The 25544-nt window shown below is 45.4% G+C and carries 18 protein-coding genes; 13 read left to right on the top strand and 5 right to left on the bottom strand.

The window, feature by feature from the left end; all coding sequences use genetic code 11:
• Positions 1–266 precede the first annotated feature (266 nt).
• From ACZ45G_RS01570 to ACZ45G_RS01600, 7 genes are all read left to right on the top strand, one after another.
• A complete protein-coding gene (locus tag ACZ45G_RS01570) occupies positions 267–2093 on the top strand; it encodes a putative Na+/H+ antiporter (RefSeq protein WP_464174862.1) in 1827 nt (608 codons plus the stop codon).
• Positions 2094–2119: 26 nt separating this feature from the next.
• Positions 2120–3016, top strand: a complete 897-nt coding sequence (locus ACZ45G_RS01575; protein WP_464174863.1) for a 3-hydroxyacyl-CoA dehydrogenase — start codon at positions 2120–2122, stop codon at positions 3014–3016.
• Between the two features lie 73 nt (positions 3017–3089).
• A complete protein-coding gene (locus ACZ45G_RS01580; protein WP_464174864.1) occupies positions 3090–3626 on the top strand; it encodes a hypothetical protein in 537 nt (178 codons plus the stop codon).
• Positions 3627–3674: 48 nt separating this feature from the next.
• Positions 3675–4982: an anaerobic C4-dicarboxylate transporter gene (locus ACZ45G_RS01585; protein ID WP_464174866.1), complete on the top strand. Its 1308-nt coding sequence runs from the start codon at positions 3675–3677 to the stop codon at positions 4980–4982.
• Positions 4983–5016: 34 nt separating this feature from the next.
• A complete protein-coding gene (locus ACZ45G_RS01590; RefSeq protein ID WP_464174867.1) occupies positions 5017–6885 on the top strand; it encodes an aspartate ammonia-lyase in 1869 nt (622 codons plus the stop codon).
• 76 nt (positions 6886–6961) lie between these two features.
• Positions 6962–7603: a trimeric intracellular cation channel family protein gene (locus ACZ45G_RS01595; RefSeq protein WP_464174868.1), complete on the top strand. Its 642-nt coding sequence runs from the start codon at positions 6962–6964 to the stop codon at positions 7601–7603.
• Positions 7604–7682: 79 nt separating this feature from the next.
• Positions 7683–8963: a dicarboxylate/amino acid:cation symporter gene (locus ACZ45G_RS01600; RefSeq protein ID WP_464174869.1), complete on the top strand. Its 1281-nt coding sequence runs from the start codon at positions 7683–7685 to the stop codon at positions 8961–8963.
• A gap of 71 nt (positions 8964–9034) precedes the next feature.
• Here the strand turns inward: ACZ45G_RS01600 and ACZ45G_RS01605 are convergent, their stop codons facing one another.
• Positions 9035–10495 carry an alpha/beta hydrolase gene (locus ACZ45G_RS01605; protein WP_464174870.1) on the bottom strand — a complete coding sequence of 487 codons (1461 nt, stop codon included), beginning with the start codon at positions 10493–10495 and terminating at the stop codon, positions 9035–9037.
• 488 nt (positions 10496–10983) lie between these two features.
• Between ACZ45G_RS01605 and ACZ45G_RS01610 the strand changes: the two genes are divergently transcribed.
• From ACZ45G_RS01610 to ACZ45G_RS01635, 6 genes are all read left to right on the top strand, one after another.
• Complete coding sequence (locus ACZ45G_RS01610) at positions 10984–12042, top strand: hypothetical protein (protein WP_464174871.1); 1059 nt, start codon at positions 10984–10986, stop codon at positions 12040–12042.
• A gap of 559 nt (positions 12043–12601) precedes the next feature.
• Entirely contained in the window at positions 12602–13426 is an 825-nt protein-coding gene (locus ACZ45G_RS01615; protein WP_464174872.1) for a transporter substrate-binding domain-containing protein, read from the top strand.
• Between the two features lie 175 nt (positions 13427–13601).
• Entirely contained in the window at positions 13602–14867 is a 1266-nt protein-coding gene (locus tag ACZ45G_RS01620) for a phospholipase A (RefSeq protein ID WP_464174873.1), read from the top strand.
• A gap of 82 nt (positions 14868–14949) precedes the next feature.
• Complete coding sequence (locus tag ACZ45G_RS01625) at positions 14950–16980, top strand: AsmA family protein (protein WP_464174874.1); 2031 nt, start codon at positions 14950–14952, stop codon at positions 16978–16980.
• A gap of 344 nt (positions 16981–17324) precedes the next feature.
• Positions 17325–18512 (top strand): OmpA family protein, encoded by a 1188-nt coding sequence (locus ACZ45G_RS01630; protein WP_464174875.1) that lies wholly within the window; start codon positions 17325–17327, stop codon positions 18510–18512.
• A 127-nt stretch (positions 18513–18639) separates the two neighbouring features.
• Complete coding sequence (locus ACZ45G_RS01635; protein ID WP_464174876.1) at positions 18640–19209, top strand: lipid-binding SYLF domain-containing protein; 570 nt, start codon at positions 18640–18642, stop codon at positions 19207–19209.
• A gap of 203 nt (positions 19210–19412) precedes the next feature.
• Here ACZ45G_RS01635 and ACZ45G_RS01640 read toward each other — a convergent pair whose 3' ends face one another.
• The 4 genes from ACZ45G_RS01640 to ACZ45G_RS01655 form a co-directional block, all read right to left on the bottom strand.
• Positions 19413–20909 (bottom strand): BCCT family transporter, encoded by a 1497-nt coding sequence (locus ACZ45G_RS01640; RefSeq protein WP_464174877.1) that lies wholly within the window; start codon positions 20907–20909, stop codon positions 19413–19415.
• Between the two features lie 134 nt (positions 20910–21043).
• Positions 21044–22246, bottom strand: a complete 1203-nt coding sequence (locus ACZ45G_RS01645; RefSeq protein WP_464174878.1) for a patatin-like phospholipase family protein — start codon at positions 22244–22246, stop codon at positions 21044–21046.
• Positions 22247–22396: 150 nt separating this feature from the next.
• A complete protein-coding gene (locus ACZ45G_RS01650) occupies positions 22397–23020 on the bottom strand; it encodes a lipid-binding SYLF domain-containing protein (RefSeq protein ID WP_464174879.1) in 624 nt (207 codons plus the stop codon).
• A gap of 136 nt (positions 23021–23156) precedes the next feature.
• On the bottom strand, positions 23157–25538 hold the full coding sequence (locus tag ACZ45G_RS01655) for a TolC family protein (protein ID WP_464174880.1): 2382 nt from the start codon (positions 25536–25538) through the stop codon (positions 23157–23159).
• Positions 25539–25544: the final 6 nt, after the last annotated feature.

The raw sequence follows: 25544 nt of genomic DNA on the forward strand, positions 1-25544 counted from the left end.
TTGTAAAAATCTTATAGATAAGGACTTAATACAACCTATTTTATTTGTAAAATTAATTTAGACGTATTAATATTCTTTTGTAATTAAGTACTGTTCGATTGAGGCGCCATGCTTTGGGTCGTTTAAGGGCCGAGGTTTAGCCGAACATCTGAGATTCGCTTTTTCACGCCTCATTTTTTCACCGCTTATTTCGGCAAAAACTTGACCATCGAGTGAATAGGATCGTCACGATTCAAAAATCTTCTTACGCTTGGGAAAAGATCATAATGAAGAAAAAAGACATATGGCAATGGACAATATTCATACTATGCGTATTGGTACTGCTGGCATGCTGGAAAGTGGATGCTATCGCGGCAACACCGGTTTCCACAGATGTAGCGGCTTTCCCACCCAGCCTTGAAAACTATGACGACAGCCAAATGGAAGGCATCCTTGCTATTTTGGGCCATCGTGTCCGGCAGGAACCTTTTAATCTGGTCGCCACCCTGATTTTCATTTTGGCTATTATTCACACCTTTTTAACCGGAAAATTCATGGCCATTTCCCATCGTTGGGAACACCAGCACAAGACAAAAATAAAAAATGGCGAGGCAGACCGCGACTCCGTGCATCACGGGGCGGAGTTGTTCCACTTTTTTGGCGAGGTGGAAGTCGTATTCGGTCTATGGGCAGGAGCCCTGTTACTGGCGATTGTTCTATTTCACGACTGGTCAACTGCGGTCAACTATATCAGCCATAAGGTCAACTTCACCGAGGCCCTGTTTGTGGTGGTGATAATGATCCTGGCAGCCACCCGGCCCATTCTGCTATTGGCCGACGGCATCATTCGTACAATTGCCGGCTGGCTGAGCGGAACACTGACCGCCCGGTGGCTGACCACCCTGACCATGGGGCCGATTCTGGGTTCCTTTATCACCGAACCTGCGGCCATGACCCTATCAGCCATAGTGCTGGGCAAAAACTTCTATGCACTGGAGCCCAGTCAGAAATTTAAATATGCTACCCTGGGATTATTGTTTGTTAACATTTCGGTAGGCGGCACCCTGACCAACTTTGCCGCACCTCCGGTGCTAATGGTCGCCGGCCCATGGGAATGGTCCAACCTGCATATGTTGAGCCATTTTGGCTGGAAAGCCATATTGGGAATTCTACTTGCCAATGGCTTTTACTGGGTGATATTTCGTAAAGAGATCCAAAAACTGGAAGACAAGTTTGCCCTGGTCAGCCTTAAGGAAAAGATCCAGAAAAACTATCTGAGCCGCCGCAACATGGATGCCATGTTTGATAATATTGCCCATGAAGTCAGTGAAGGGCTGGGTACAGAAAATACCGTTAATCAGGAAATTGAAAAAATAGAAAAGGCTACCCGGGAAAAATTGGAAGCGCATTTTCTTCCCCAACTGATAAAACAAGGCTATGCACCAGAATCGGTCCATAAGGCTTTTAATGAGCGTTTTGAAGAAATCAAGCTGCGCCAAATGCGCCGTACCATTCCGGTTTTGCTGACCCCGGAGCAGCAGGGTCCCTTCATCGACCCGGACTGGGACAACCGCGACGATTCGGTGCCGATCTGGGTGACCCTCGTGCATATAGGATTCATGGTCTGGACTATCTTCAACGCCCATCATCCAGAACTCTTTATCCCAGGCATCCTTTTCTTTTTGGGGTTTGCCCAGGTGACCCAGCCCTACCAGAACCGCATCGATTTGAAGCCGGCCATCCTGGTGGGCTTTTTTCTCGGCGGGTTGGTCATCCACGGTGGGGTTCAGGGCTGGTGGATCGCACCCATCCTCGGCAACCTGGCTGAAATACCTCTGATGCTTGGGGCAACCCTGCTCACCGCGTTTAATGACAATGCGGCGATTACCTTTTTGAGCACGCTAGTGCCGGGATTAACTGACTCCTTGAAATACGCTGTGGTAGCCGGTGCAGTGTCCGGCGGCGGACTGACTATCATCGCCAACGCACCCAATCCGGCAGGCGTGTCTATCCTCAAGAAATATTTCAATGACGAAGTGTCGCCGATGGGCATCCTGGGCGGCGCCCTGATTCCCACTGCTATCATGATCGTTATGTTTTTACTGCTGGGATAAACGTTTAAAAAATAAGGCAGGATAATATGAAAATTAAAAATGTAACAATAGCGGGTGGAGGAACCTTAGGATCTCAAATAGCATGGCAAACTGCCTTTCATGGATTTAAAGTAACTGTTTATGATGCGTTTGATAAAGGAATAGAAGGAAGTAAATCGTTTCATAAACAATTTGCTGAGCTTTTTCTTAAAACTCGCGGCACTAGGCAAGCAGAAATAAACCAAACTTTTTCCAGACTAAGCTATACAACAGATTTGAAAGAGGCAGTTAAAGATGCCGATATAGTAAGTGAATCCATACCTGAAAATATTGAAATAAAAAAGGATTTTTATTCCAAGTTAGCGAATGTAGCACCTGAAAAGACCATTTTTACAACAAACTCATCGACTACATTACCAAGTGAATATTCAAAAGAGACCGGTCGTCCGGCAAAATTTTTAGCCTTACATTTTGCCAATGGAATTTGGGATGCTAATGTAGGAGAAGTGATGATGCACCCTGATACCGATCCGGTAATTTTTGACTTAGTTGTTGAATTTGCCAGGGAAATTGGAATGGTGCCCATTCTAATCCATAAAGAACAAAATGGTTATGTTTTGAATTCATTATTGGTACCTCTATTATCTGCCGCAGTAAATCTATTGGTTAATGGTGTTTCAGATGTAGAAAGCATTGATAAAACCTGGATGATAAGTGCCGGAACTAAAATGGGGCCGTTCGGTACTATGGATACAATTGGAATGCAAACCATATATAACATTGATATTTTGTGGGGAGAGAAACTTGGAGATCAATCCATGCTGGATAGGGCAGCTTATATTAAAAAGAATTATATCGATAAAGGAAAAATGGGATTAAGTGCCGGAGAAGGATTTTACAAATATCCGAATCCAACTTATCAAAATGATGACTTCTTAAAATAGGAAAAGTTCATACACTTTAGCCTGCATAATTCAGGAATTAACCAAATAACTTTTTTTAACAAGGGAGGTTAAAATGATCCATTCGCCCAGGGCATTCAAATATAGGCTATGCCTGATTCTGATTATTTTACTTACACTGGCTGCAAATTTTTGCCCCTTCCCTGACATAGCCCGGGCAGGACAGGGCAGCCCTTTTACCGGTTCCTGGATTGCCAATGGGAGCAGGCAGATTTTTCCCTTTGGCAAAGACAGGAATGTATACACTTTTAAACTGGCCGGCCATGTAAATCTTAAAGAAACTATCGGGGGCGAACTTGATTTCTGGTCAGAGGTTATTGGTATTTCGGATTCAAAGACAGGTACAGAAGCCCGCTGTATCTGGCGGGATCTCGACGGCAGAGAGCTGTTTTTGGTTCTGAAAAGTGACAGAATGCAGTCCAATGATCTGGTAACAGGAAAGATTGTCGGCGGTACGGGAAAATTTGCCAAGGCCACGGGGGAGCTTAGTTTTAAATGGTCATCCATCTCCTTTTACAGGGATGATGTAACAGACAGCATCAGCGGCCAGACCCTTGATCTGAAAGGCAAGGTTCAATTACCTAATTTTTAACTTCGATGTATTTACAATACTTTTCATAAAAATTTAAGGAGACGATCCATGTGGATTGCTGAACTTTTAGTTGTATTGGTTTTTATTTGGCTGGGTGCTCGAATGGGAAGTATCGGCATTGGCTTTGCCGGTGGATTCGGTGTGCTGGTGTTGGGGGTTGTTTTTGGTTTGAAGCCGGGCAGCATCCCCACGGATGTCATTTTGATCATCATGGGAGTAATTGCCGCCATTGCAGCCATGCAGGAAGCTGGCGGGTTGGATTATCTGGTTCAGATTGCTGAAAAAATCTTAAAAAGTAATCCTAAACATATCACCTTTTTGGCCCCAATTGTAACCTATTCCATGACGCTTTTTGCCGGTACAGGCCATACCGCTTTTTCAACCCTTCCGGTGATTGCTGAGGTGGCAAAACGGGAAGGTATCAGACCGTCAAGGCCTCTGGCCATAGCCACAGTAGCCTCCCAGATTGCCATCACTGCATCTCCTATTTCTGCGGCAGTGGTCTTTTTCTCAGGAGAACTTGAAAAGGTCGGAGTGGATTATGTTCAGCTCCTACTCATTACCATTCCCAGTTCTTTTATTGCGGTGATGCTGGCTGCAGTGATTACCAATTTTATAGGCAAGGACCTGAAGGATGACCCCATCTACCAGGAGCGCCTTGCCAAGGGCCAGGTCAAGATGGCTGATGAAGAGACCACCACAAAAAAATTGCCGTCTAGGGCCAAATTATCCGTGGCCATTTTTGGTGTGGCCATTTTTGGTGTGGTCTTTTATGCCACGGCCATCAGCGATACCGTGGGACTGATTAAAGAGCCTGTTCTGGCAAGGGATCATGCCATCATTACCTTTATGCTGGCTGCGGCCACACTGATTACCCTTTTCTGTAAAATTGATGCCAAGAATATATTGAATGCCGCCACCTTTAAATCCGGTATGAGTGCCTGTATCTGCGTGCTTGGCGTGGCCTGGCTGGGTACCACCTTTGTGACAGCCCACATGGATGAAATAAATGTGTTTGCTGATAATATTCTGGAATCTAAACCCTGGCTTCTGGCAGTTGTCCTTTTTTTTGCCGCCATGCTTCTGTATTCCCAGGCGGCAACCACAAAGGCCTTAATGCCCGCAGCTCTGGCCCTTGGGATCAGCCCGGTTGCAGCCATTGCTTCCTTTGCCGCTGTCAGTGCCCTGTTCGTTCTGCCGACCTATCCAACCCTGCTGGCAGCCGTGGAATTTGATGACACAGGTTCCACCCGCATTGGAAAATATGTATTTGATCATCCCTTTTTGATCCCAGGCACCCTGACCATAATTTTTGCCGTTATTATTGGATTTGTCATTGGTGGCATGGTCCTCTGATTTTTTTCATTCACCTACATTAAGGAGTTTTAAGATGATATTAGAAAAGAGTATCCTCAAGCGGGCAGCCAAGTCTTCAGGCATCAGCGAAGAAGATCTGACCCAGTTTTTTGCCGAAGGCCAGGAAAAAACCTATGAGCCCAATGAATGGCTGTTCCAAGAATCCACTCCAAGGCAATGGGCAGGGATTATTCTGGAAGGGGACATTGAGCTGGTCAGAGGGCTCCACGGTACTTCCCGCCATGTGGCCACCATGCTGGCCGGTGCCCTGATCAGTGAGGGAACCTTCCTGGAGGGGGATGCCCATTCCAACAGCGGGTATACCCGAAATGGTGCCGTGGTGTGGCAGATATCCAGGGAAAAAATTGAGGCACTTAAAGAAAATAAGACAGAACTTTATTATCGGATCCTGTCAAGAATCGCCGTGGGCATCAACCGCAGACTGCGTGTGCTTTCCAGCCAGCTTCACCGCAACAAACAGGACACCTCCGTTGTGAGCGGATTTCGCCAGGAGTACGATTCCCTCGGTCAGCGGGAAATTTCCGACCATGTCTATTACGGGGTCCAGACCCAGCGGGCCATGGAAAACTTTCCCATTTCCGGGGTCCATGTCAGCAATTTCCAACACCTCATTGACGGTCTGGCCCTGGTAAAAAAAGCCGCTGCCATGGCGAACAAGGAACTGGGTGTCTTGGACCAGGCCAAGGCCGATGCCATCTGCAAGGCCTGTGACGAACTGCTGGCGGGCAAACTCCATGAAAACTTCACCGTGGACATGTTCCAGGGCGGGGCAGGCACCTCCACCAATATGTGTGCCAACGAAGTTATTGCCAACCGGGGCCTTGAAATCCTTGGGTTTAACAAAGGGGAGTATGACCATCTCCACCCCAATGACCATGTCAATTGTTCTCAGTCCACCAATGATGCCTATCCAACTGCTATCAAGCTGTCGGTACTGCTTTCCAAACTAAATCTGACACGAAGCATGACAGAGCTTAAGGATGCCCTGGTTCTCAAGGCTGAGGAGTTTTCCGATGTCCTTAAAATGGGACGTACGGAAAACCAGGATGCCGTACCCATGACCCTGGGACAGGAATTTTCTGCCTACGCTGTCATGATTGACAGCGCCATGAATGCCATTGAAAGATCTGCAGAAGAGTTCTTAATGATCAATATGGGGGCAACAGCCATTGGAACCGGTATCAACAGCCCTCCAGGGTATGCCAACCGGGTCACTGAGATTTTGGCCGACATCAGCGGCTTTGGACTTCAAAGAGCCCAGAATCTGGTGGAAGCCACCCAGAATGCCGGCTCCTTTGTTCAGATGTCAGCCACATTGAAACGTGCAGCAGTCCAGGTGTCTAAAATATGCAATGATTTACGGTGGATGTCTTCAGGGCCTAGGTGCGGGCTCAATGAAATAAACCTTCCGGCCATGCAGCCAGGCTCTTCCATTATGCCCGGCAAGGTCAATCCAGTGATTCCAGAGCTGGTGAACCAGATCTGCTATCAGGTCATGGGATATGATGCGGTGGTTTCCATGGCTGCTGAGGCCAGTGAACTGGAACTGTGTATGGCTGAGCCCATTATTGCCTATGACCTGCTCCATGGAATGATGATCTTGAAAAATGGCTGTGTCACACTGGCCTCCCGCTGTATTGTGGGCATCGAAGCCAATAGGGATGTCTGCCGCGGCTATGTTGAAAATAGTATCGGCCTGGTCACAGCGCTTGTACCGGTGATCGGCTATGAGCCCTCGGCAGCCATAGCCAAGGAAGCCCTTAAAACCGGGGGCAGTGTTTATGAACTGGTGATGGAAAAAGGCCTACTCACCAAGGAACAACTGGATGATATGCTGAAACCGGAAAATATGACCGATCCCAGGGATATTCCTAAAAAATAACCGTCTCCATTTCCCTGGTTGCCTGTGCAGGCAGCCGGGGAGTTCCTTTTGAATATTATTAATAAAGAACCTGTTTATGAATCCTGATTTTTTGTTGACTGTTTTGTTTGTTACAGGCCTCATTGTGGAAGCCATGACCGGTGCCATTTCCGCCGGGAAAAAACATATGGACCTGTTTGGTGTTCTGGTGGTGGCCAATGTTACCGCATTTGGCGGTGGTGTTGTAAGGGACCTGCTTTTGGACCGCCACCCCATCCTTTTTATCGGAGAGCCCAAATTCCTTTTGCTTACCTCCATTTGCGCCATTGTGATGGTGGTCATTGCCCGGTATTTTGAAACCCTCCGGTGGCTTTTCTTAAGTCTGGATGCCCTGGGTATGATCACCTTCAGTATTGTGGGAGCCATGCGGGCCCTGGACATGGGGTTTGGCATGGCGGTGGCCTCTTTAACCGGTATGGTCACAGGCGTTTTCGGCGGTATCATGCGGGATATTCTTTGCAATGAAATTCCCCTGGCATTTCGTACGGAACTGTATGCCAGTGTATCCATCTTTTCGGTTTGTCTTTATCTGGTCCTAAGACATCTGGAAGCACCGGAGTCCCTGTCTGTTCCGATCACCCTTGCAGCGGGTTTTATCCTGAGAATACTGGCTGTTAAATTTGACTGGCATATTCCCAAATTTGTATACCGGTCAGGTCCTTTGGATAGGGAGGAGTAAAATATGGGTGGGTTAACGTTTGCTAAGATCTTTGGGAGATATAAATAATCTTTCCAATTTATAAAAATAAGGACGGTATATGCGATTAATTTCATGGTATTTCAAAATAAGTCTTTTGGTACGAATTCTGGCCGGGCTGATATTGGGAGCAGCAGCCGGGCTGATTTTTGGCCCTCAAATTGATATCATCAGCCCGGCTGGAGATATTTTTGTGAATTTATTGAAAATGATCGTCATGCCCGTGATTATTTCCACGCTCGTTGTGGGGGCCGGCAGCATTCATCCGGCGCAGTTGGGACGGGTTGGGGTCAAGGCGTTGGGGCTTTATACCCTGACCACTGGTTTTGCCGTGGCCGTGGGACTTTTTTTCGGTAATCTATTCCAGCCCGGCAAAGGCATGGATCTGGGCGAGACCAGTGGGGCAGCCGTTTCACGGATTGTTATGGAGACCCCGTCCCTGGGTGAGACCATCATGAATATTGTACCGGTAAATCCCTTTCATGCGATTATCTCCGGAGATGTGCTTCCCACCATTTTTTTCTGCCTTGTTTTTGGGATTGCCATTGCCAATTTAAAACAAAGTGATGATGAACGCATACAAAAGGCAGCTGCCTCCATCTATCGTTTTTTTGAAGGGTTTGCCGAGGTTATGTACCTCGTGGTGGACTGGATCCTGCAATACGCTCCCATCGGTGTTTTTGCCCTTATTGCAGTGGTTTTTGGTAAGCAGGGGTCTGAGGCGTTCGGTCCTTTAGGAATGACCACCTTGGCACTGTATTTGGCCTTTTCCACCCATATAATTTTTGTATACGGCACAGGTCTGATTCTGTTCAAACTGAACCCCATCCAATTTTTTAAGAAAGCCAAACAGGCCATGCTAACCGGTTTTGTTACCCGAAGCAGTGGGGGCACCCTGCCGGTTAGTATGGAGATCGCTGAAAAAGAGATGGGAGTGGACAAGGGGGTATATTCATTTTCTTTGCCCCTGGGGTCAACCATCAACATGGACGGTACCGCGATTTATCAAGGCGTCTGCGCCATTTTTATCGGATTTGCCATTGGGAGCCCTCTGGATTTTTCTCAACAGATGACCATCATTGCCACAGCAGTGCTTGCATCCATCGGTACGGCAGGGGTACCCGGTGCCGGTGCCATCATGCTTATGATGGTGCTGGACTCGGTGGGGCTGAAAGTTGAGACCGGCACACCGGTTGCCATGGCCTATGCAATGATTTTTGGAATTGATGCGCTGCTGGATATGGGACGAACTGTCACCAATGTCACAGGAGATTTGACTGTCACCTGTATAGTTGCAAAGAGTGAAAACGAGATGGATCTATCTGTTTGGAAGACAAAATAGTATCTGAAATTCCCAGAGAATTATAAATGGCCCGTGTCCCTTTAGATACCATTAGTACTCGTTTTACTCTTTTAATCCATTGGAAATACCATATTAAAAATCCTGGTTTCCATATAAGGATAAAAGGGATTCCATTTAAGTCTTATTAATTCTGTGGCCGGAATGTTTAATATGCCTTTTTCTCCCCTAAAATGAATATCCCCAAGGTTAAGACCTGTATTGCTGTGGGTATCGACTGTCCCGTATAATGGATCTTTTTTGGAAAATGGTAGGGCAACATGGGAAAGTGAGTACAGCCCGACAGGCCAAATAAATCCCAAACTGGATTGTGTTTCAACTGAATTCCCGGTTTTTTTCTGGCGGAGATAGACATGCCGGTCTTCATTGCTTTTATTGGTAATAAAACTGATGGTAAATGCAAGGTCATCCTGTTTAAAAAGGCGATGGACTTCCGGAACCGGATCTTTTTTTATGAGCGGTGTAAGATCAAAAGTTCTGTTGATATCAAAAATTAAAAGCTCATGACCGACGTTCGGCAACTTATTGAAAAGGTCCTTTACAATGGCAGATGTTGACACGGTCGCATCTACAATGGACTGAAAGGCAAGGATGTCCGGAATTTTTTTTAAATTGTCGTTCTTTTTTGCAGCGGCTAAAAGGCGGTTTATTTCTTTTGTCAGGCGGTAAACCTGATCCCCTGCATTTGTAGCAAATGAATTGTATTTATAAGGGTTGTATTCTGGAAGAATATCGTTCCAGGCCAATTTGCCAAATCCGTAAACCTTGCTTAGGTTTTCCATAAATTGCGCCAGAACGGCAATTTTGCTCACTCCTATGGCAGGGGAGATGAGCACCAGTCCTGATATTTTTTCCCGGGAAGGGTCATCAAAAGAAGAAAGAGCATAATGAAGACCAAGGGCACCTCCGTTTGAATATCCGATAATATAAAGGGGCTTGCCAGGTGCCTTGTCCGCTAAATATTTCATTGAAAGCTTTACCGCTGCTGCCATATCCTCAAATTTTACATCAAGCAAACCAGAGGGTGCCGTACCGTGGCCGGGAATCCTTAACCCAACGACAAATGCACCTCCTTTGTTCAGATGTTGTCCTGTGCTGCGGAGGGAATAGGGGGAATCAGACATGCCGTGCAACAGAAGAACTCCAGCTTTGGGAGAGGGTGCTGTCAGTACAAATGAACGGTTCCAGTTTACATCAAAAGTATCTGGGTTGGAAAGACTGCCTTTGTAAAACCGGTTTAGAAGGGTTTGCTGGGACAACGGCAGCGGTTTAACTATTTTTTCTTCAAGTTCTGTGAACACCCTTTGCTCAAGATCCAGGTAGCCTTCAAATGTTTTTATATCCGTGTTTTGCTTATATTCGGATTCAAGGACCTGGGTATGCCAGATGTCCAGGTTTGGAAGACTTTTGATATACACGAACAACAAGATAAATGTAAGGAACAAAACAATTGAAAGACAGTACAACAGCAGTTTAAAAACAAATTTTAAACCAGCGGCAATAAAATTAGACATAAATCTATTTTTCCAAGAAATTTTATTCAAAATTTTTGATCAAATAGTAAAATGAAAAGGAACAAAAGCAAATGCTCCGATTAATGATCACATAACATTTTTTTTCGATTGAATCTATCTAATAATAGATTCAGTTATCCGTCACTGTCCAGTTTCATGAGAATATTATAGGCTGTGGCATGAAACTCAGGGCTGTTCATAATCCTTACCAGTTCCTCCGTAACTTTATCATATCTCTGGAGATCGGAATTTTTTTTGGATTCTTTTGATATATATTATTTTTTATATCATCTTATATATAAGGCATTAATATAACCTATTATATTTGCATAATTAATTTAAAAGTAATACTCTTTTTTTTAATTAAATCTGCAAGGGTGGGCCTACTGTAAAATAGCGTAAAATTTTTTCTACGTAAAGGACCTGTCATTAATTTCATTTATAGGGGTTCTTTGCCCATCCCCCCGAAAAGAGCTTAAGGAGGAAAGATGAAAAAATTAGGGTTGTTGGCTGGTATTGCTGTGATAGTGGCAGTGTTTGCAATGAGTGCATCTGCTGCTGACTGGAATTTTTATGGATCTGCCAGGGTTCAGACTTTTTACACAGATACGGACAATAAAAATGGGGTGGCGGATACCACAAACTATGGCCAAAGCCTTCAGAGCAATGCCCGGATCGGGGCAAATGTGACGGTGAGTGATGAGCTTATGGGCCGATTTGAATACGGTGCCAGCGGCGGAAACGCCAACATCCGTCACCTTTATGGAGAGTGGAATTTTGGACCTGGCAAATTACTTGTGGGTCAGACCGATTCTCCGCTGAATATGTCCCTGAGCAATCAGGTCTATGGAAATGATACAAGCCTGGACCCCTATGGCCATGTGGACGCCAAACGCCAGCCCATGATCCGGTTGAGCTTTGGCGGTTTTCAGATTGCCGCCATCCAGCCGAACACAGACACCTGGGACGGAGACGTGGCAAGCAGCACCACCGAAGTCATTATTCCAAAACTTGAGGCCAGCTATCGCCTGGTACTTGACAATGCCTTTCTGGACTTTCAGGGGGGATATCAGACCTATGAGGTAACCGATACCGCCACAAACATCTCCAAAGATGTAGATAGTTATATTCTTGCGGTGGGAGGGCAGATTAAATTTGATTCTTTCTATTTGGGTGCGGATCTCTGGTTTGGGCAAAACACAGGTCCCTACAATTACAATTGCGCAGCGGATGATAATCCCGCTTTCGATGGCACCACCCTGGTCGACAACGACTCCCTGGGATACGCCATTGTGGGGGGAATGAAGCTCAATGATATCTTCTCCTTTGAGCTTGGATACGGGTATACCCGGGCCGAACTTGACCAGGCCGGTTCTAACAAGGATGATTTGGATGCCTATTATATCCAGTCAACCGTCACCCTTGCTCCCGGGGTCTTTTTTGTCCCTGAAGTAGGGGTAATTGATCACGACTCTGAAAAAACAAATCTTCTGGGAACGGGATCGAAAATCACCTACTACGGAATCAAATGGCAGATTAATTTTTAATCTTTTTTATGCCAATGAATGCCACAAAATGGCGTGCTAAAAATTTTTCAGCTAAGGAAGCCGGAGCCTGGAACCAGCAAGGAATTTCTCTTACTGATGCAATAAATTACAAAGCGAAGGGTTTGGTACCCAAAGGCATGAACTAGGTATTACTGAATTGAGATGGCCTCCTCAAACTTTTTCTTTGCTATGTTCCTGCTTTTTTAATACAATAACAGGGTAAAATTTTACAGTATAAACAAAATTAGGTATAGCAAACCAAGAGTACACAGAATATGAAAGCACAGAAAACTAAAACTGTCCAAGTCGTTTTGGTTTCAACTGGTTCTGTTAAAAATCTAAAAAAAATTTAATCGCTGCCACCAAGATCCCGATCACCGAGTATATCTGTAAACGAAAAACAAACATAAAAGGCTCAACGATTATAAACAGTACAGGAATGGGGCGTGTTTTGATACAGATAGGTGCTGAATCAAAATACGATTGATATCATGTAATGCTTACTTTTTTTATACAATTTAAGAATGTACTTTAAATTAATTATAAAAGGAGAATAAAAATGAAGTTTAGAAAAGTTTTGTTTGTGACAATTCTGGGGCTGATTTTTCTTACTGGCTGTGCTCAGATGCAGCAAAAGACAAGTGATACAGAATCCCCAGTGCTGGACCGTATCCAGCAAAGAGGGGAGTTGGTAGTCGGGACCATGGGGAATATGCCGCCCCTAAACATGACGTCAAAAGATGGGGAAATTTTTGGTCTGGAGCCGGATCTTGCCAGACTGATGGCCAATGCCATGAATGTCAAAGTCAAATTTGTCATCAAGCCATTTAACGAATTGTTGCCAGCACTTGAAAGTGGACAGGTCGATATGGTTTTGTCCGGCATGACTATCACCGCTAAACGAAATTTGAAAGTTGCTTTTGTCGGCCCTTACTTTCTCTCAGGCAAATCGTTTCTCACTAAAATAAAAACAATTGCCAATGCGGATGAAGCAAAGGACGTCAACATCCCCAATACGAAAATAGTGACTCTCAAAGACTCAACAAGCCAAGCATTTGCTGAAACCTTTCTTGACAAAACGACGCTGTTCACAACCGGAACTTATGACGAAGCAGTGGACATGGTGTTACAGGATGAAGCTCAGGCCATGATCGCCGATTATCATATTTGTATCGTATCAACATTCCGTTATCCAGAAGCCGGTCTGCTCTCAGTTATCACCCCGTTAACCTATGAACCTATCGGCATTGCGATCCCAGCCAATGATCCGTTAATGATGAACTGGACCCGCAATACCCTTAACAATCTTGAAGGAAGCGGAATACTGAAAGAATTGAAGCTGAAATGGCTTAACGCTGGGGATTGGTTGAATAAATTGAAGTAAGTTGTTCGTTTATACTTGCTTATATTCATCTTTGTGTTCCATACCATTTGGATATCTTTTTGCCAGTGACGTTGAGAACAAATTAAGCCGACTCTAATTTAGTGTTCTTGTTAATGATATATTACACCAAACAATTGATCACATTGTCAACCTATTGAAAAAGGAGAAGCTACAGATGATTAAAGTCGGAAAGGGTTTTCTATTTTTATTGTTAGTTCTGTTTTCTTCATGGGCCAACGCTGGGCAGATGGAAACGGTCCTCCTGCCGCCAAAAGGACCGGTTCAGGCCGGTCAACCGGTAACGTTTTATCTTCTTTTTACCAATCTATCCGGAGCGGCCATGAATATCAGCTTGCCGGATAAACTGACGTGCCGCATTTCGGCGGGCGGCAGGGAACAGATTGTCTTCGCAGTCCCTATTGATGGAAAATCCGTCGGCAAGACCCAATTGCCTGGAAATGGTTTTCTAAAAACCAATTATTCCCTTGAGCTGCCCCAAGATACGTCCGGTTATGTAAATCTCAACATCCAAGCATTTGACACCGGCCCGGCCGTATTTATGGCACAAAGTGGTGCCGATATACCCCCACCGGTCGCTTCCGGCACGGTGGAACAGGCGGGATCCGGGGAAAAAGATCCGCTTAATAAGCGGATGGAAGCAGACAGGGTAAATGTGCTGCGTGCCTACACCCTCATGCCCCACAAACCTAACTATATTTTGTTTGCCAGTAACAATTCCAGCGGCTATAATCCCGACCCCTTCCGGGAGCAATATAATGATTCGACGATTGAGATTGATGATACAGAGGCCAAATTCCAGATCAGTATTAAAATGCCCCTGGCCGTCGGCCTTTTCGAAGACAAGATGGATATTTTTGCTGCTTACACCAACCGCTCTTTCTGGCAGGTATACAACAATGACCTTTCATCTCCCTTCAGGGAAACCAACCATGAGCCTGAGGCCTGGTTTCAGTTCCGCAATGACTGGCAATTTTTCGGCATTAAAAACAGCGTGAATTCATTTGGTTTTGTCCATCAGTCCAATGGGCGGGGTGGCGTACTCTCCAGAAGCTGGAATCGACTGTATGCCAATTTTCTGTTTAATTATAAGGATTTGGTCTTCGGCATAAAACCGTGGTACCGGATTCAAGAGGATGCTGACGATGATGACAATCCGGACATCACAGATTTTATGGGCCATTACGAAGTGACCGGGGCCTACAAGTGGAAGGACCACACCTTCAGCCTGATGTTGCGCAACAACCTCGAATCCGGTTTTGAGAAAGGAACCGTCCAGGCAACCTGGAGTTTTCCCCTCTGGAATTATCCGTATTTAAAGGGATATGTCCAATGGTTTAACGGATACGGTGAAAGCCTGATCGATTACAATCAGCATTCCAACAGCATCGGCATCGGCTTTGCGCTAAGCGACTTCTTATAAACAAAAGTGCCGTGGACATCAATTACGCACCTTGGATAAAAAAGGGCCTGCAAGGCCGTATGAATTGACGGAGATACATACCATGAAAATATTCAGAGGATTGAAATGGCTCATCTATATCGTTGGCGGTTTTTTAGGCTGTATTCTGTTGATTGTCGTATTGCTGGCCTTTGTCAAAATTCCCATTGATCTCAGCAATTACAAGGGCCCAGTGGAATCGGCGGCAACATTTGCCTTTGGCCGTAAGGTTAATGTGGGAGAAAAGATTATTTTAACCACGTCACTCAGGCCGTTTTTTCTAATGGAAGGGTTGCGAATCGCCAACCCGGAAGGGTTCAAAAAAAAAGATTTCATGAGGATGAAATCTGCCAAGTTCAAGGTGTTTTTGTTGCCCCTCCTGCAGGGCAAAATTCATATTGCCGAAATCAATGTCAAAGGTCTTTCAATAAATCTCCTTGAAAACAAACAGGGCGAAGTTAACTGGGCACTTCCGCCTGAAGGAAAAATGCTGGACAAAACTTCAGGTAAATCAAAATCAGAGACGCCTTCAATAAAGCCGTCGGATAAAAACAAATTCAAGCTGGCTGGCAATTCTTTGGTCATTTCTCGGCTGTTTTTGAAAGACATCCTTGTGAGCTATCAGGATGCCAAAATGACTGACCCTGCCCAATTCAAAATTGATGAATGCAACGGTACAATGAAAGCGGGGCAACCGTTTGACTTGACGTTTAAGGGACAACTGCTTGAAGAGGCATATGTAACAACCGTCAAAATTGCTTCCCTTGAAGAATTTATTTTAAAAAATAAATCCTGGCTAACCATTAATACCAAGATTGCAGACACTATTTTCAATCTTTCCGGGGGGATAGAATTGGAAACGGTATTAAAAAGCCTTCAACTCAAAGTTTCGGTGGAGGGGGACAAATTGGACAGTCTGAATCGTCTGCTGAAAATAGACCTTCCGCCATTGAAAGATCACAGTACCAGCGGTACGCTTTTATTGCAGGAGAACAGGGTCGATCTGACGGACGTTGCTATACAGGTGGGCAAGAGCAGGCTGAACGGTGATGTGACTATCGACAAATCAGGCACTCGGCCAATGGTAACCATCAATATGAAGGCACCTCTGATTCAATTGGATAGCTTCGAAACAGGCGACTGGTCGCCTGAAAAAAACAACCTTGAACAAAAAAATAATTTATCTGAACAGAAAAAAAACCTTGCTGATACTGGTCAAATCAAAGAACTGATTTCCCCGGAAGTGTTGAAGGCCATTAATATTAAAATGGATATCACAGCAGACAAGGTATTGTCGGGGAAGGATGAGTTGGGCAGCGGCAACCTGACGTTTTCCTTAAACGACGGGAAGCTTGCACTCGATCCTGTTCAGCTGAATATCCCTGGCGGGGACTTCTTTCTGGCCGCATCCCTGCAACCTGATCCGGCCAAGCCGGAAGCATCGCTCAAGGCAGTGGTAAAAAATTTTGATCTCGGTATCTGGGTGAGACACATCAAACCAGAAGAAGAAATGGGCGGGGTTATAAACCTTGATGTGGATTTAAAATCAACTGCCGGCAAAAAAGAGGATCTCATGAAAAAAGGCAGTGGTCATTTTGATTATTCCGGTCGCCTGGAAAATTTGAAATCTGGTATCGTGGACCTGTGGGCGGTAAACCTGATTGCAGCTGCCCTGTCCAGGGAAAAAGAAAATGAATCCCACATCAACTGCGTAGTGGGTCGCTGGACCCTTAAGGATGGATTGCTCACTCCGGATCTTTTTCTTATTGACACCACAAAAATCAGAATCTGTGGAAAAGGTCAGATTGATTTCCATAAAGAATATATCGATATCAATATCGCACCTACACCCAAAAAACCGGAATATTTTAATTTGGCAACCCCCCTCCAGATCCAGGGAAGCTTTGCCAATTTGGGTGTCGGCATCCAGCCTGGCGGGCTGTTCGGTACTGCTTTAAAGTTTATAGTCAGCCCTGTGACTGTATCGGCGAAAAGAATGGTAAACAAAGCCCTGCCTGCCGACGGGTCTGATGTCTGTGCCATCCCGATCGGCCAGGATGATAGAACGGTCAAATATCCAGAGGGGTGCAAGTAGCGATTCTCTTTCTCAAGGGATTCTTGGTATTTTCTTTTTATCGCAAAGGCAGAAGCGAATTTGATTGAAAGCATTTGAATCATTCTTTCTAAATCCTGTAAAGTTATTTTAAAGTAGAAAAATGAATTCGAAAATTTTTGGTACGCATCTTGCTGTTTTCAATCGGCAACATGTAATTTGCAGTAATTTATTTGACAAACACTTCGTTCGTAAAGCTTTTATAGACTTTGATTTTTTTTATTGGGTGATTCAATAGTTTTTAAAGATAACCCATGAGACATAGTTGTATTAATGAGACAGTTGAATTTAATAATAATAAATACCAACACTAAAGGAGAAAAGAAATGATTAAGACATCTGTAGTTAAAGGTTTAATTTCAGTCATGGCCTTGTTTTTTTTAATGGGGTGTACAGCAAAGGAGCATGTTCCGATACCGTCATTCTCGGCAGCAACAATTGACGCTGACATGTATCAGCCCAAGGTTGATAATTTTCTTATCGTCTTTGATGCCTCTATTTCCATGAAGAATAAAATTAAAGAAGAAGTTAAATTGGATATCGCAAAAGCCATTGTTGACCGAATGAATCAAACCATACCGGAGATGGGCCAAACAGCAGGGCTCAGATCATTTGGCCATGCCCCTGAAGTATCAAAGGAGTATACCAGCCTTTTATACGGAATGGCAGAATATTCCTCCCTGGATCTGGGCAAAAAAGTTAATATCTCCAAAGCTGGCGGGTTGAGTAAGCTTGAGGCTGCCCTTGATGCAGCCCAGGTAGACTTTGAAAAACTTTCCGGTGCCCATAATGCCGTTATCATCATCAGTGATGGGCTTGACCTGAACCCAGCTGTCCTTGCCAGTGCCCAGAGCTTAAAAGATAAATATGGCCCGTCCATCTGCTTTTATACTGTCCAGGTTGGAGATGCACCAGAGGGAAAAGAAGTTCTACAGCAAGTTGCGAAAATAGGGGGGTGTGGTTTTTATTCAGGATATGAAGGCCTTTTAACCAGTGCCGGCATGGCTGAATTTGTTGAAAATGAATTTCTTGCAGAAAAACCAAAGAAAGTCGCTAAAGCTGCTCCTGCAGCAGTGGTTGTTCCTGCTGTTAACAAAGACACGGATAACGATGGTGTCTTAAATAAAGACGATCAATGCCCCAACACTCCGGATGGTGCCAGTGTCAATGCTGCTGGCTGCTGGGCATTCAGTAACGCAGCTCTGTTTGACTTTGATAAATCAGAGATCAAAACCGCATCTTACCCAATGCTTGGCGAAGCTGTTACAATCCTTGAAAAAAACCCTTCCATGAATGTAACGCTCCAGGGTCATACCGATAATATTGGTAGTGCTGAGTACAACATGGGGCTTTCCCTTAAAAGAGCAGATGCCATTAAAGCGTATCTTGTGAAAAAAGGGATTGCAGAAGACAGGCTGGAAACAGAAGGGTTTGGATCGACAAAACCGTTTTCCCCCAATAGCTCTGAAAGTGGACGTTCTTTAAACAGAAGAGTTGTACTTCAGCCACGATAAAGGGAAAAGATAGCTTTTCTTTGATCGATTAAAACTCAGGGGCAGGGAATATCCATACAGATGAACGTTTTTCTCTGTCCCTTTTTTTAATGATCTTTGTAATAAACAATAAAAAAAGAGGTGTGTTATGAAAATTTTAAAAACTTTTTTTGCCATAATACTTTTTGGTACATTTTTTTCGGGCATTGCCCTTGCCGATAATTATTCAAAAACGATTTCTGTCTTCAAGCAATCAGAAGCGGTACAACCATTTTTTAAGAATTGCTACGGCTATGCAGTTTTTCCCACCATTGGAAAAGCTGGTTTTGTAGTAGGCGGTTCATATGGTGATGGTAAGGTTTATCGTGGAGGTAAAGTAACCGGAACGAGTTCACTTGCCAAAATGAGCATTGGATTCCAGGCAGGCGGCCAGGCATTCAGCCAGATGATTTTTTTTCAAGACGCACGGTCCTATGGTGAATTCATCAGCGGTAATTTTGAATTTGACGCATCTGCATCTGCTGTTGCCATCACAGCCGGGGTCCAGGCAAAAGCAGGTACAGAAGGCGCCACTGGCAGTGCAACTGCAGGACCTGCAACAGGAGCCCAGGCGGAAACAAGTTATCACAAAGGAATGGTTGTGTTTACCCATGCAAAGGGTGGTCTGATGTATGAAGCAGCCATTGGCGGACAAAAATTCAGTTATAAGCCCAATTAGGCCCAAAAAGATCAGATAAAACAAGGGCCTTTTAAAACCCAACTCATTGCATTTTTATCCGATAAATATGTTTTTTTGTCGCGCTTACTCTGCCTGACTGTTCACCGAGTCATCAGTCTTTTGTTTTATCTTTTTTAAACAACAGCCACAGCATCAGGCCGATAAAGATAAAAACACCAATGTTGAGCAGCGTATCAATCAAATTACCCATCTGTTTCACCTACATCCTCTTTGAGTGCCTTTACCAGGCAAACCAGCAACACAAGAACAATAAATACGAACGGTCCTGCGCTCATGGCAATGATCTGGCGCACGGCATCCACGCTGTTGGAAAGAATCATGGCAAGTCCTAATGCCCCGAGAATACCCCCCCAGATCAATTTTATTTTAACCGCCGGATTTTGAGAGCCGCCCTCGGAAAACATGGAGAGGACATAAGCGGCGCTGACCACGCTGGTGACAATAAACAAAAAAGCCGCGATGATGGTCACAATAATGGTAATCGTCGAAAGCGGCAGTGTATCCAGAAGAATAAAGGTTGTCTGGTTTATTCTGGTTTCAACGACTACCGGATCGATTTTGGAGGCCGCTCCCTGGTAAAATGCCAGACCACCGAAAATACCGAACCAGAAAATTGAGAAAACCGTGGGGGCGAGCAATACACCGACAATGAACTCTCGAATGGTACGGCCCCGGGAAATTCTGGCGATAAAAACCCCCACAAACGGTGCCCAGGCCAGCCACCAGACCATATAATTTAAGGACCAGTTACTGAACCAGCCCCTGACCTTCTCATCATAGAAGGTATACGTCATAAACCCGTGGGGAATGACTTGCGTAAAATACTGCCCGATCGCCTCAACGATGCCGTTCATTAGAAAAGAGGTCGGCCCGACTAACAGCAGATAGACCATCAGGCATACGGCGAGGCCTACCGCAATATTTGAAAGCAACGCCATTCCTTTGCTCAAATCCATTGTCAGCGGCACCATGTATACGACAAATAAAATACCAAAAATAATCAGCGAGTATTGCATACCCGTCATATCAATTTTAAACAGAGCTGCCACGCCGTCCTGAACCTGGAATACACCCATGGCAACAGAACCGGCCAATCCGATTGCAATGGCATAAATAGAAAGAAGATCCATCAGCCATCCGATACGCCTTGGCAATGGCCGGTCACCAAAAACACTCACAAGGGGCGCACTGATCAACTGGGGAGTCCCCCGACAAAATCCAAAATACGCGATCACCAGACCTGTCAAACCGTAAATCGCCCAGGCGTGGAGTCCCCAATGGAAATCGGTGAGGAGCATGGCCATGGAGGCTGCTTTTTCAGGGGCCACGCCGCTTCGGCTGATGGCCAGGTAATGGGATATCGGCTCGGCCGCACCGTAAAATAAAAGTCCAACGCCCATGCCCGCCGCAAACATCATGGCCATCCAACTTATTGTCGAAAATTCAGGCGTTTCTCCCTTTTTTCCCAGCACTACCTTCCCGTATTTTGAAACAGCAAGTGTGATACTCGAGATGAGCATAATGCTTGCCGTCAGCATGACAAACCAGCCACGGCTTCGAAAAGCGATTTCTACATAATTGGCAGCAAAGCTGGTAAGTCCAGGGGTATCGAATATGCCCCAGATAGCCACCCCGATAGTCATCGCAACGGCAACTGCTAAAAGTGGATTTTTAAACACGCAAGCCCTCCCAAATTTCCCCCAAATCCCTTAGGTTCGATTATTGATATCCGTAATTATTTCTATTTAACTGAATGTTGTGTTTTCACCCATCTCCCGTTCTTTATCAATAAATTTTTTGATCAGACTGGAATTCAAAATAACCCCTCCCCCGCTGGGAGAATCCCAGGTGGAATTTTTTCCCATGGGTACCCCTGTTTGCCCATCTGATATCCTAAATCAAACAATTTACCCATGTATTCCGGATCAAAAGCTTCCTTTGCTTTCTCATTAAATTCGTCCGGGATAAATGCCAGATTAAAATCAACGCCGCTATGCTGGTTGCGAAGATAGATACGATATAAATCACCATAGCCCTGATTCCTGATAAGTGTGGCAGTGGTTCGCAACACAATCTGGCTCAGTTTGGGTTCCACAGCCTTCCACTCAGGTTCCAGGCGGGAATTTCTAATGATATAGGCTCTCGGCGTGCCTTTCACTTCCAACTTGTCAATAATTTTGCGCCAGTTTAGTCCAGTGGGATAAAAGAAAACCTGGGAAGCGGTACCGCCGTCCACGTGCATCTCATCATATGTGACCCCGTTGGATTGAACTTTTACAAACACCGGTGGGAAAATACCGGGAATAGAGGCCGAGGCCAGAAGAACATCTCGAATCAGGTCAAGGGCATTGGGATCCTTGCTGACAGCGATCTCACCAATGTTCCAGATGACCGGCCGCCCGGCATCAAGATTTACTGTGCCGATCAATAACTGCCGCCCCTTTAAGTGCTCGGACGCGATGGCTTCCATGATATTCTGATCAATATGGTTAACCAGCATTTTTTGCAGCGCTTCAGAATTGACTGCAGAATCACCCGTGATAATTTTTAATGTAGAACGGATTTTGAGGATATCCTTGGTGGACGTTGTTGTGTACACGGCCTTGAGCTGCTCATCATACCCAGGTCCAAGAAAAGCAAAAGGTGCAGAAAGCGCTCCGGTGCTGACCCCGGTCACTATGCTGAACTCGGGCCGATCTCCTTTTTCAGTCCAACCCAACAGGAGTCCGGCACCAAAAGCCCCGTTTGCACCACCGCCTGATATGGCAAGATAGTTGTGGGCGGAATTGAACAGGGCCGAAAACTGGTCTTTTAACTCGGCCGGTTGTAATTTATACAAGTCTTGAGCATAAGCCGGCGGCCGATCTCCCCACATTCTCATCCTGTCGGAGCCCAGTACCAGGGCGCCGGGGCTTAAGTCCTGGGGCAGAGGATTACGGGTTCTTATGGTGGCACAGCTCAATGTCATTGATGCTGCGACCAAAAAAACAAGGAAAAAAATTCGTTGAATTTTCATATTATTTCCTCTGCTAAGAACTGGAAGATGAAGTCAATGCTTTTCAAATAAAGATCATAGGCGTTTGATAGACATAAGGCTCGCTATTTAATTATCCAGAAGCGAATGATATTTTCAAAATAGCTTTCCGACAAATTACCAAGCTGAGTATCAATTCAGGTCATCATCTTTGTAATATTTGGTGCCCTTCCCCGTAAGCTCAAGAGCGAGTCCATCGCCGGTAAGCTGGTACAACAAAATATCTACATTTACTGAAATCGCTCCAGCAAGATCACCTCCTTGGCTACCGGATTTTGCAGCTGCTGTTCCTTGGCCGCCAAATTCCCATCCTGAATTGATAAAACCGTTCAAAGCCTTCTTGCTTTTAAACACCCAGACCTGTCTAAACTTCTTCACACCCATGCCAAACCCAACCTGGCCTTCTATCATTTTCATAAAGGTGTCTTTTTGGGCAGCTTTGGCGACCACTATCCCTTTTCCTGAACCACCACCGAATAAGAAAATTTTCATACCAAAATTGCTAAATACAGCATAGCCTGCTGATGTCTCTATATTTTTTTTGGCAGCTGGTTGTTCTTTGTATAGCCGGGTCAGGGTCTCTTTGGCCATGTTGCGAATCTCTGTCTGTTGTTCTTGCTTTGTCGCATCTTTCGCCAAGGCCATTCCACATATTCCAATGTTTATCCCAAAAATAAAGACTATGAGTACTATTAAAGCGTGGTATTTCTGTTGATGAATAGCCATAATATGTTTTGACCCATTTAATATTTCCATCTCACATTATCCTTTTCTCTTAGAGTTTTATGCCAGTAATAAATTGTTATGTTTCCGAAGTTTTATGTTTTTAGCGGAACTGTCTTTTTTTCCATTTACACCTCTTTGCGTGTTTAATAGGCCTTCACTGGGTTATCTATTTTTTCATGAATTGGTTCAGTCGTTCCATGAAGGTCTGCCGTTCTTTTTCCGGACCAAAAAGGAAAAACTGCCCCATGCTGCGCTGGATTTTCATGATGTCGATGAGAAAATTATAACTGGCATTGGACGCCTGCTGGTCAGCTACCAAGGCCTGGTTTTGTGCATCGATCAGGTCAATGATCGATTTGATCCCCCGCACATAGGAGTCGCTTACCAGGGTTAGGTTTCGATTGGCTGAATCAGCGGCATCCATGGTTAACCGGATACTTGGATAGGAGACCCGAATCAGGTAAACAGCATTTAAAACGCGTTTTTCAATGCTGTTGGAAGTTGCCCGGCGTTGGTTTTTAAGACCTGCCAATTCTTCCCGGGACCGTTTCAAAGTGGCTGTTTTGCCCCCTCCGCTATAAAGAGGAAGAGACAACAGGACACCAGCGTTCCAGTCTGTATCGTCCTTCCCGGATATATTCAGGGAACCAAATGAGGGAGGGTCTGACCCTGCACCGCTTTTGCCAAACGTTTCTGTTACACCGCCGAAGAGGGAAAAAGTTGGCAGCCAGAACTCTCTTTTTGAAAGGAGGATCGATCTCTCTTGGGCTGCAATGGCAGCATCAATCTGCTGCAGTTCAGGTGAAAGATCCAATCCTTCCTGGATCAGAAAATCACGCAGGATTTTCAATTCATGGGGGTTGTCCATGTAGGTCAGCATGTGACGGTCCGGCAGGATACTAAAGGGGTCTTTATATTCTTTTTCTTCAGCATTGAACATCTCCCGCAGGGGGCGATTCAGGATTCGGTTTACCGTGCTGATGGTATCCAGTGATACGGATTCAGCATTGAGCACCTGGCGACGGCTTTCGGCGATTTGACTTTCCCACCGGTAGACCTCCTCGGGCCCGGCAGCACCGATGGACACCCTGATCTGGGCACGTTCCAGGTTCTTTCGTGTCAGTTTGAGGTTGTCCTTCTGGATACGTTCGATGCTCTTGGCCCTGAGAACATCCAGATACGAAACGGATGCTGCTTCAATGATGTCCAGTTCGACAGCATCACGGCCCAGTTCCCTCGCAGTTTGACCATATTGCTCAACCTCATAGTTGGCCCATACTTTATCTGAATAAATCAACTGGTTGGCCTGGACAGATCCGGTCCATTGTCTTTCCGGCAGGGCACCGAGGGATGCTCCCGCCTGGTCATCGTCAATAACCCTGGCCCGACTGCCAATTCCCACCTGGGGAAGCAATGCTGATTTGGCCTGCTGTACCCGCTGGATACCTGCCTGGACGTTTCGGTTGGCCACGGCCAGATCCGGGTTTGCGCTCATGGCTTCGGCAACTGCCTGCTGAATGGAAAGCGTGCGTATAATACGGTCATCCTCTTCATTGATCAGGTCCGCTTCCGTGAGCATGCCCCATCCGGGATAAACCCCTATGGCCCGGGCTGTAGCCATATTGATTGACAGCTTTTGTCCTAAAGGAAAGGTAGTCTGCAACTCTTTTGCCCTTTTTCCATCCAGTATCTCCTGAACGTTGATGGCAATACTGCGGGCCGTGTGCTGCATAGTGTCTTCAGGAATAATACTGGTCAGAAGGCCCAGTTCCACATCCCTTCGCCCCCTGAAGGAAAAGCTAGGCAGTTTTCTTTTAATCAGTCCATCCACCAGTTTTTGAAATTGGGTTCCGGACAGGCGGGGCAGCCGTGAAATAAAAACGGCGTCAACGTCTTCGGAGAGTTCTTCCAGGGCTGGTTCCACCTGGATTTCCACCTGGATAACGGTTATATCCAAAGAAAACTCATTGGCCAGCCTGCGCCCAAGTCCCTGGAGCTGTGGAATGGATCGCACCTGAAATCCGTCCATCATGAGGGCCACCCGGGAAAAGGGGGCAATGTCCAGAAAAACCTGAAAAGCGCGATCGACATCAGAAAAGGTATTGATATAGTTCAGGTTCACAATACCGCTGGTCCCTTTTTGGGACGGCAGCTTCTGGGTTTTGGCATCGATGATATTGGCGGCTATCACCGGTTTTTCAAGTTTTTTTCGTTGGCAGACTTCATTTGTTGTGACCTCTCCCAGGGTAATAACAAGGTCGACTTGCTTTGATGCCAGAACCTTGTCCAGCGCCTGATTTATTTTGTTGATGTCATAGTTGCCGGAAAGCTGCTGGCTTTCAGGAAAGGCAACCGTGTGTTCGCCCCGGGTAACGGCGAGGATTTCATCTTGAACCAGCTGGACAGCCCCGGGGAAACGTTCAGACACCCCGTCTGATACAATACCGATACGAATGGTTTTTGCGAATGCCTCGGCATTTAGAAAAAACACTGAGAAAAAAAAGATCAGGCCAAATGAAAAACATGGTATAGACCGGCATAATTTCATAAAAAT

The sequence above is a fragment of the Desulfoconvexum algidum genome (assembly GCF_055382125.1).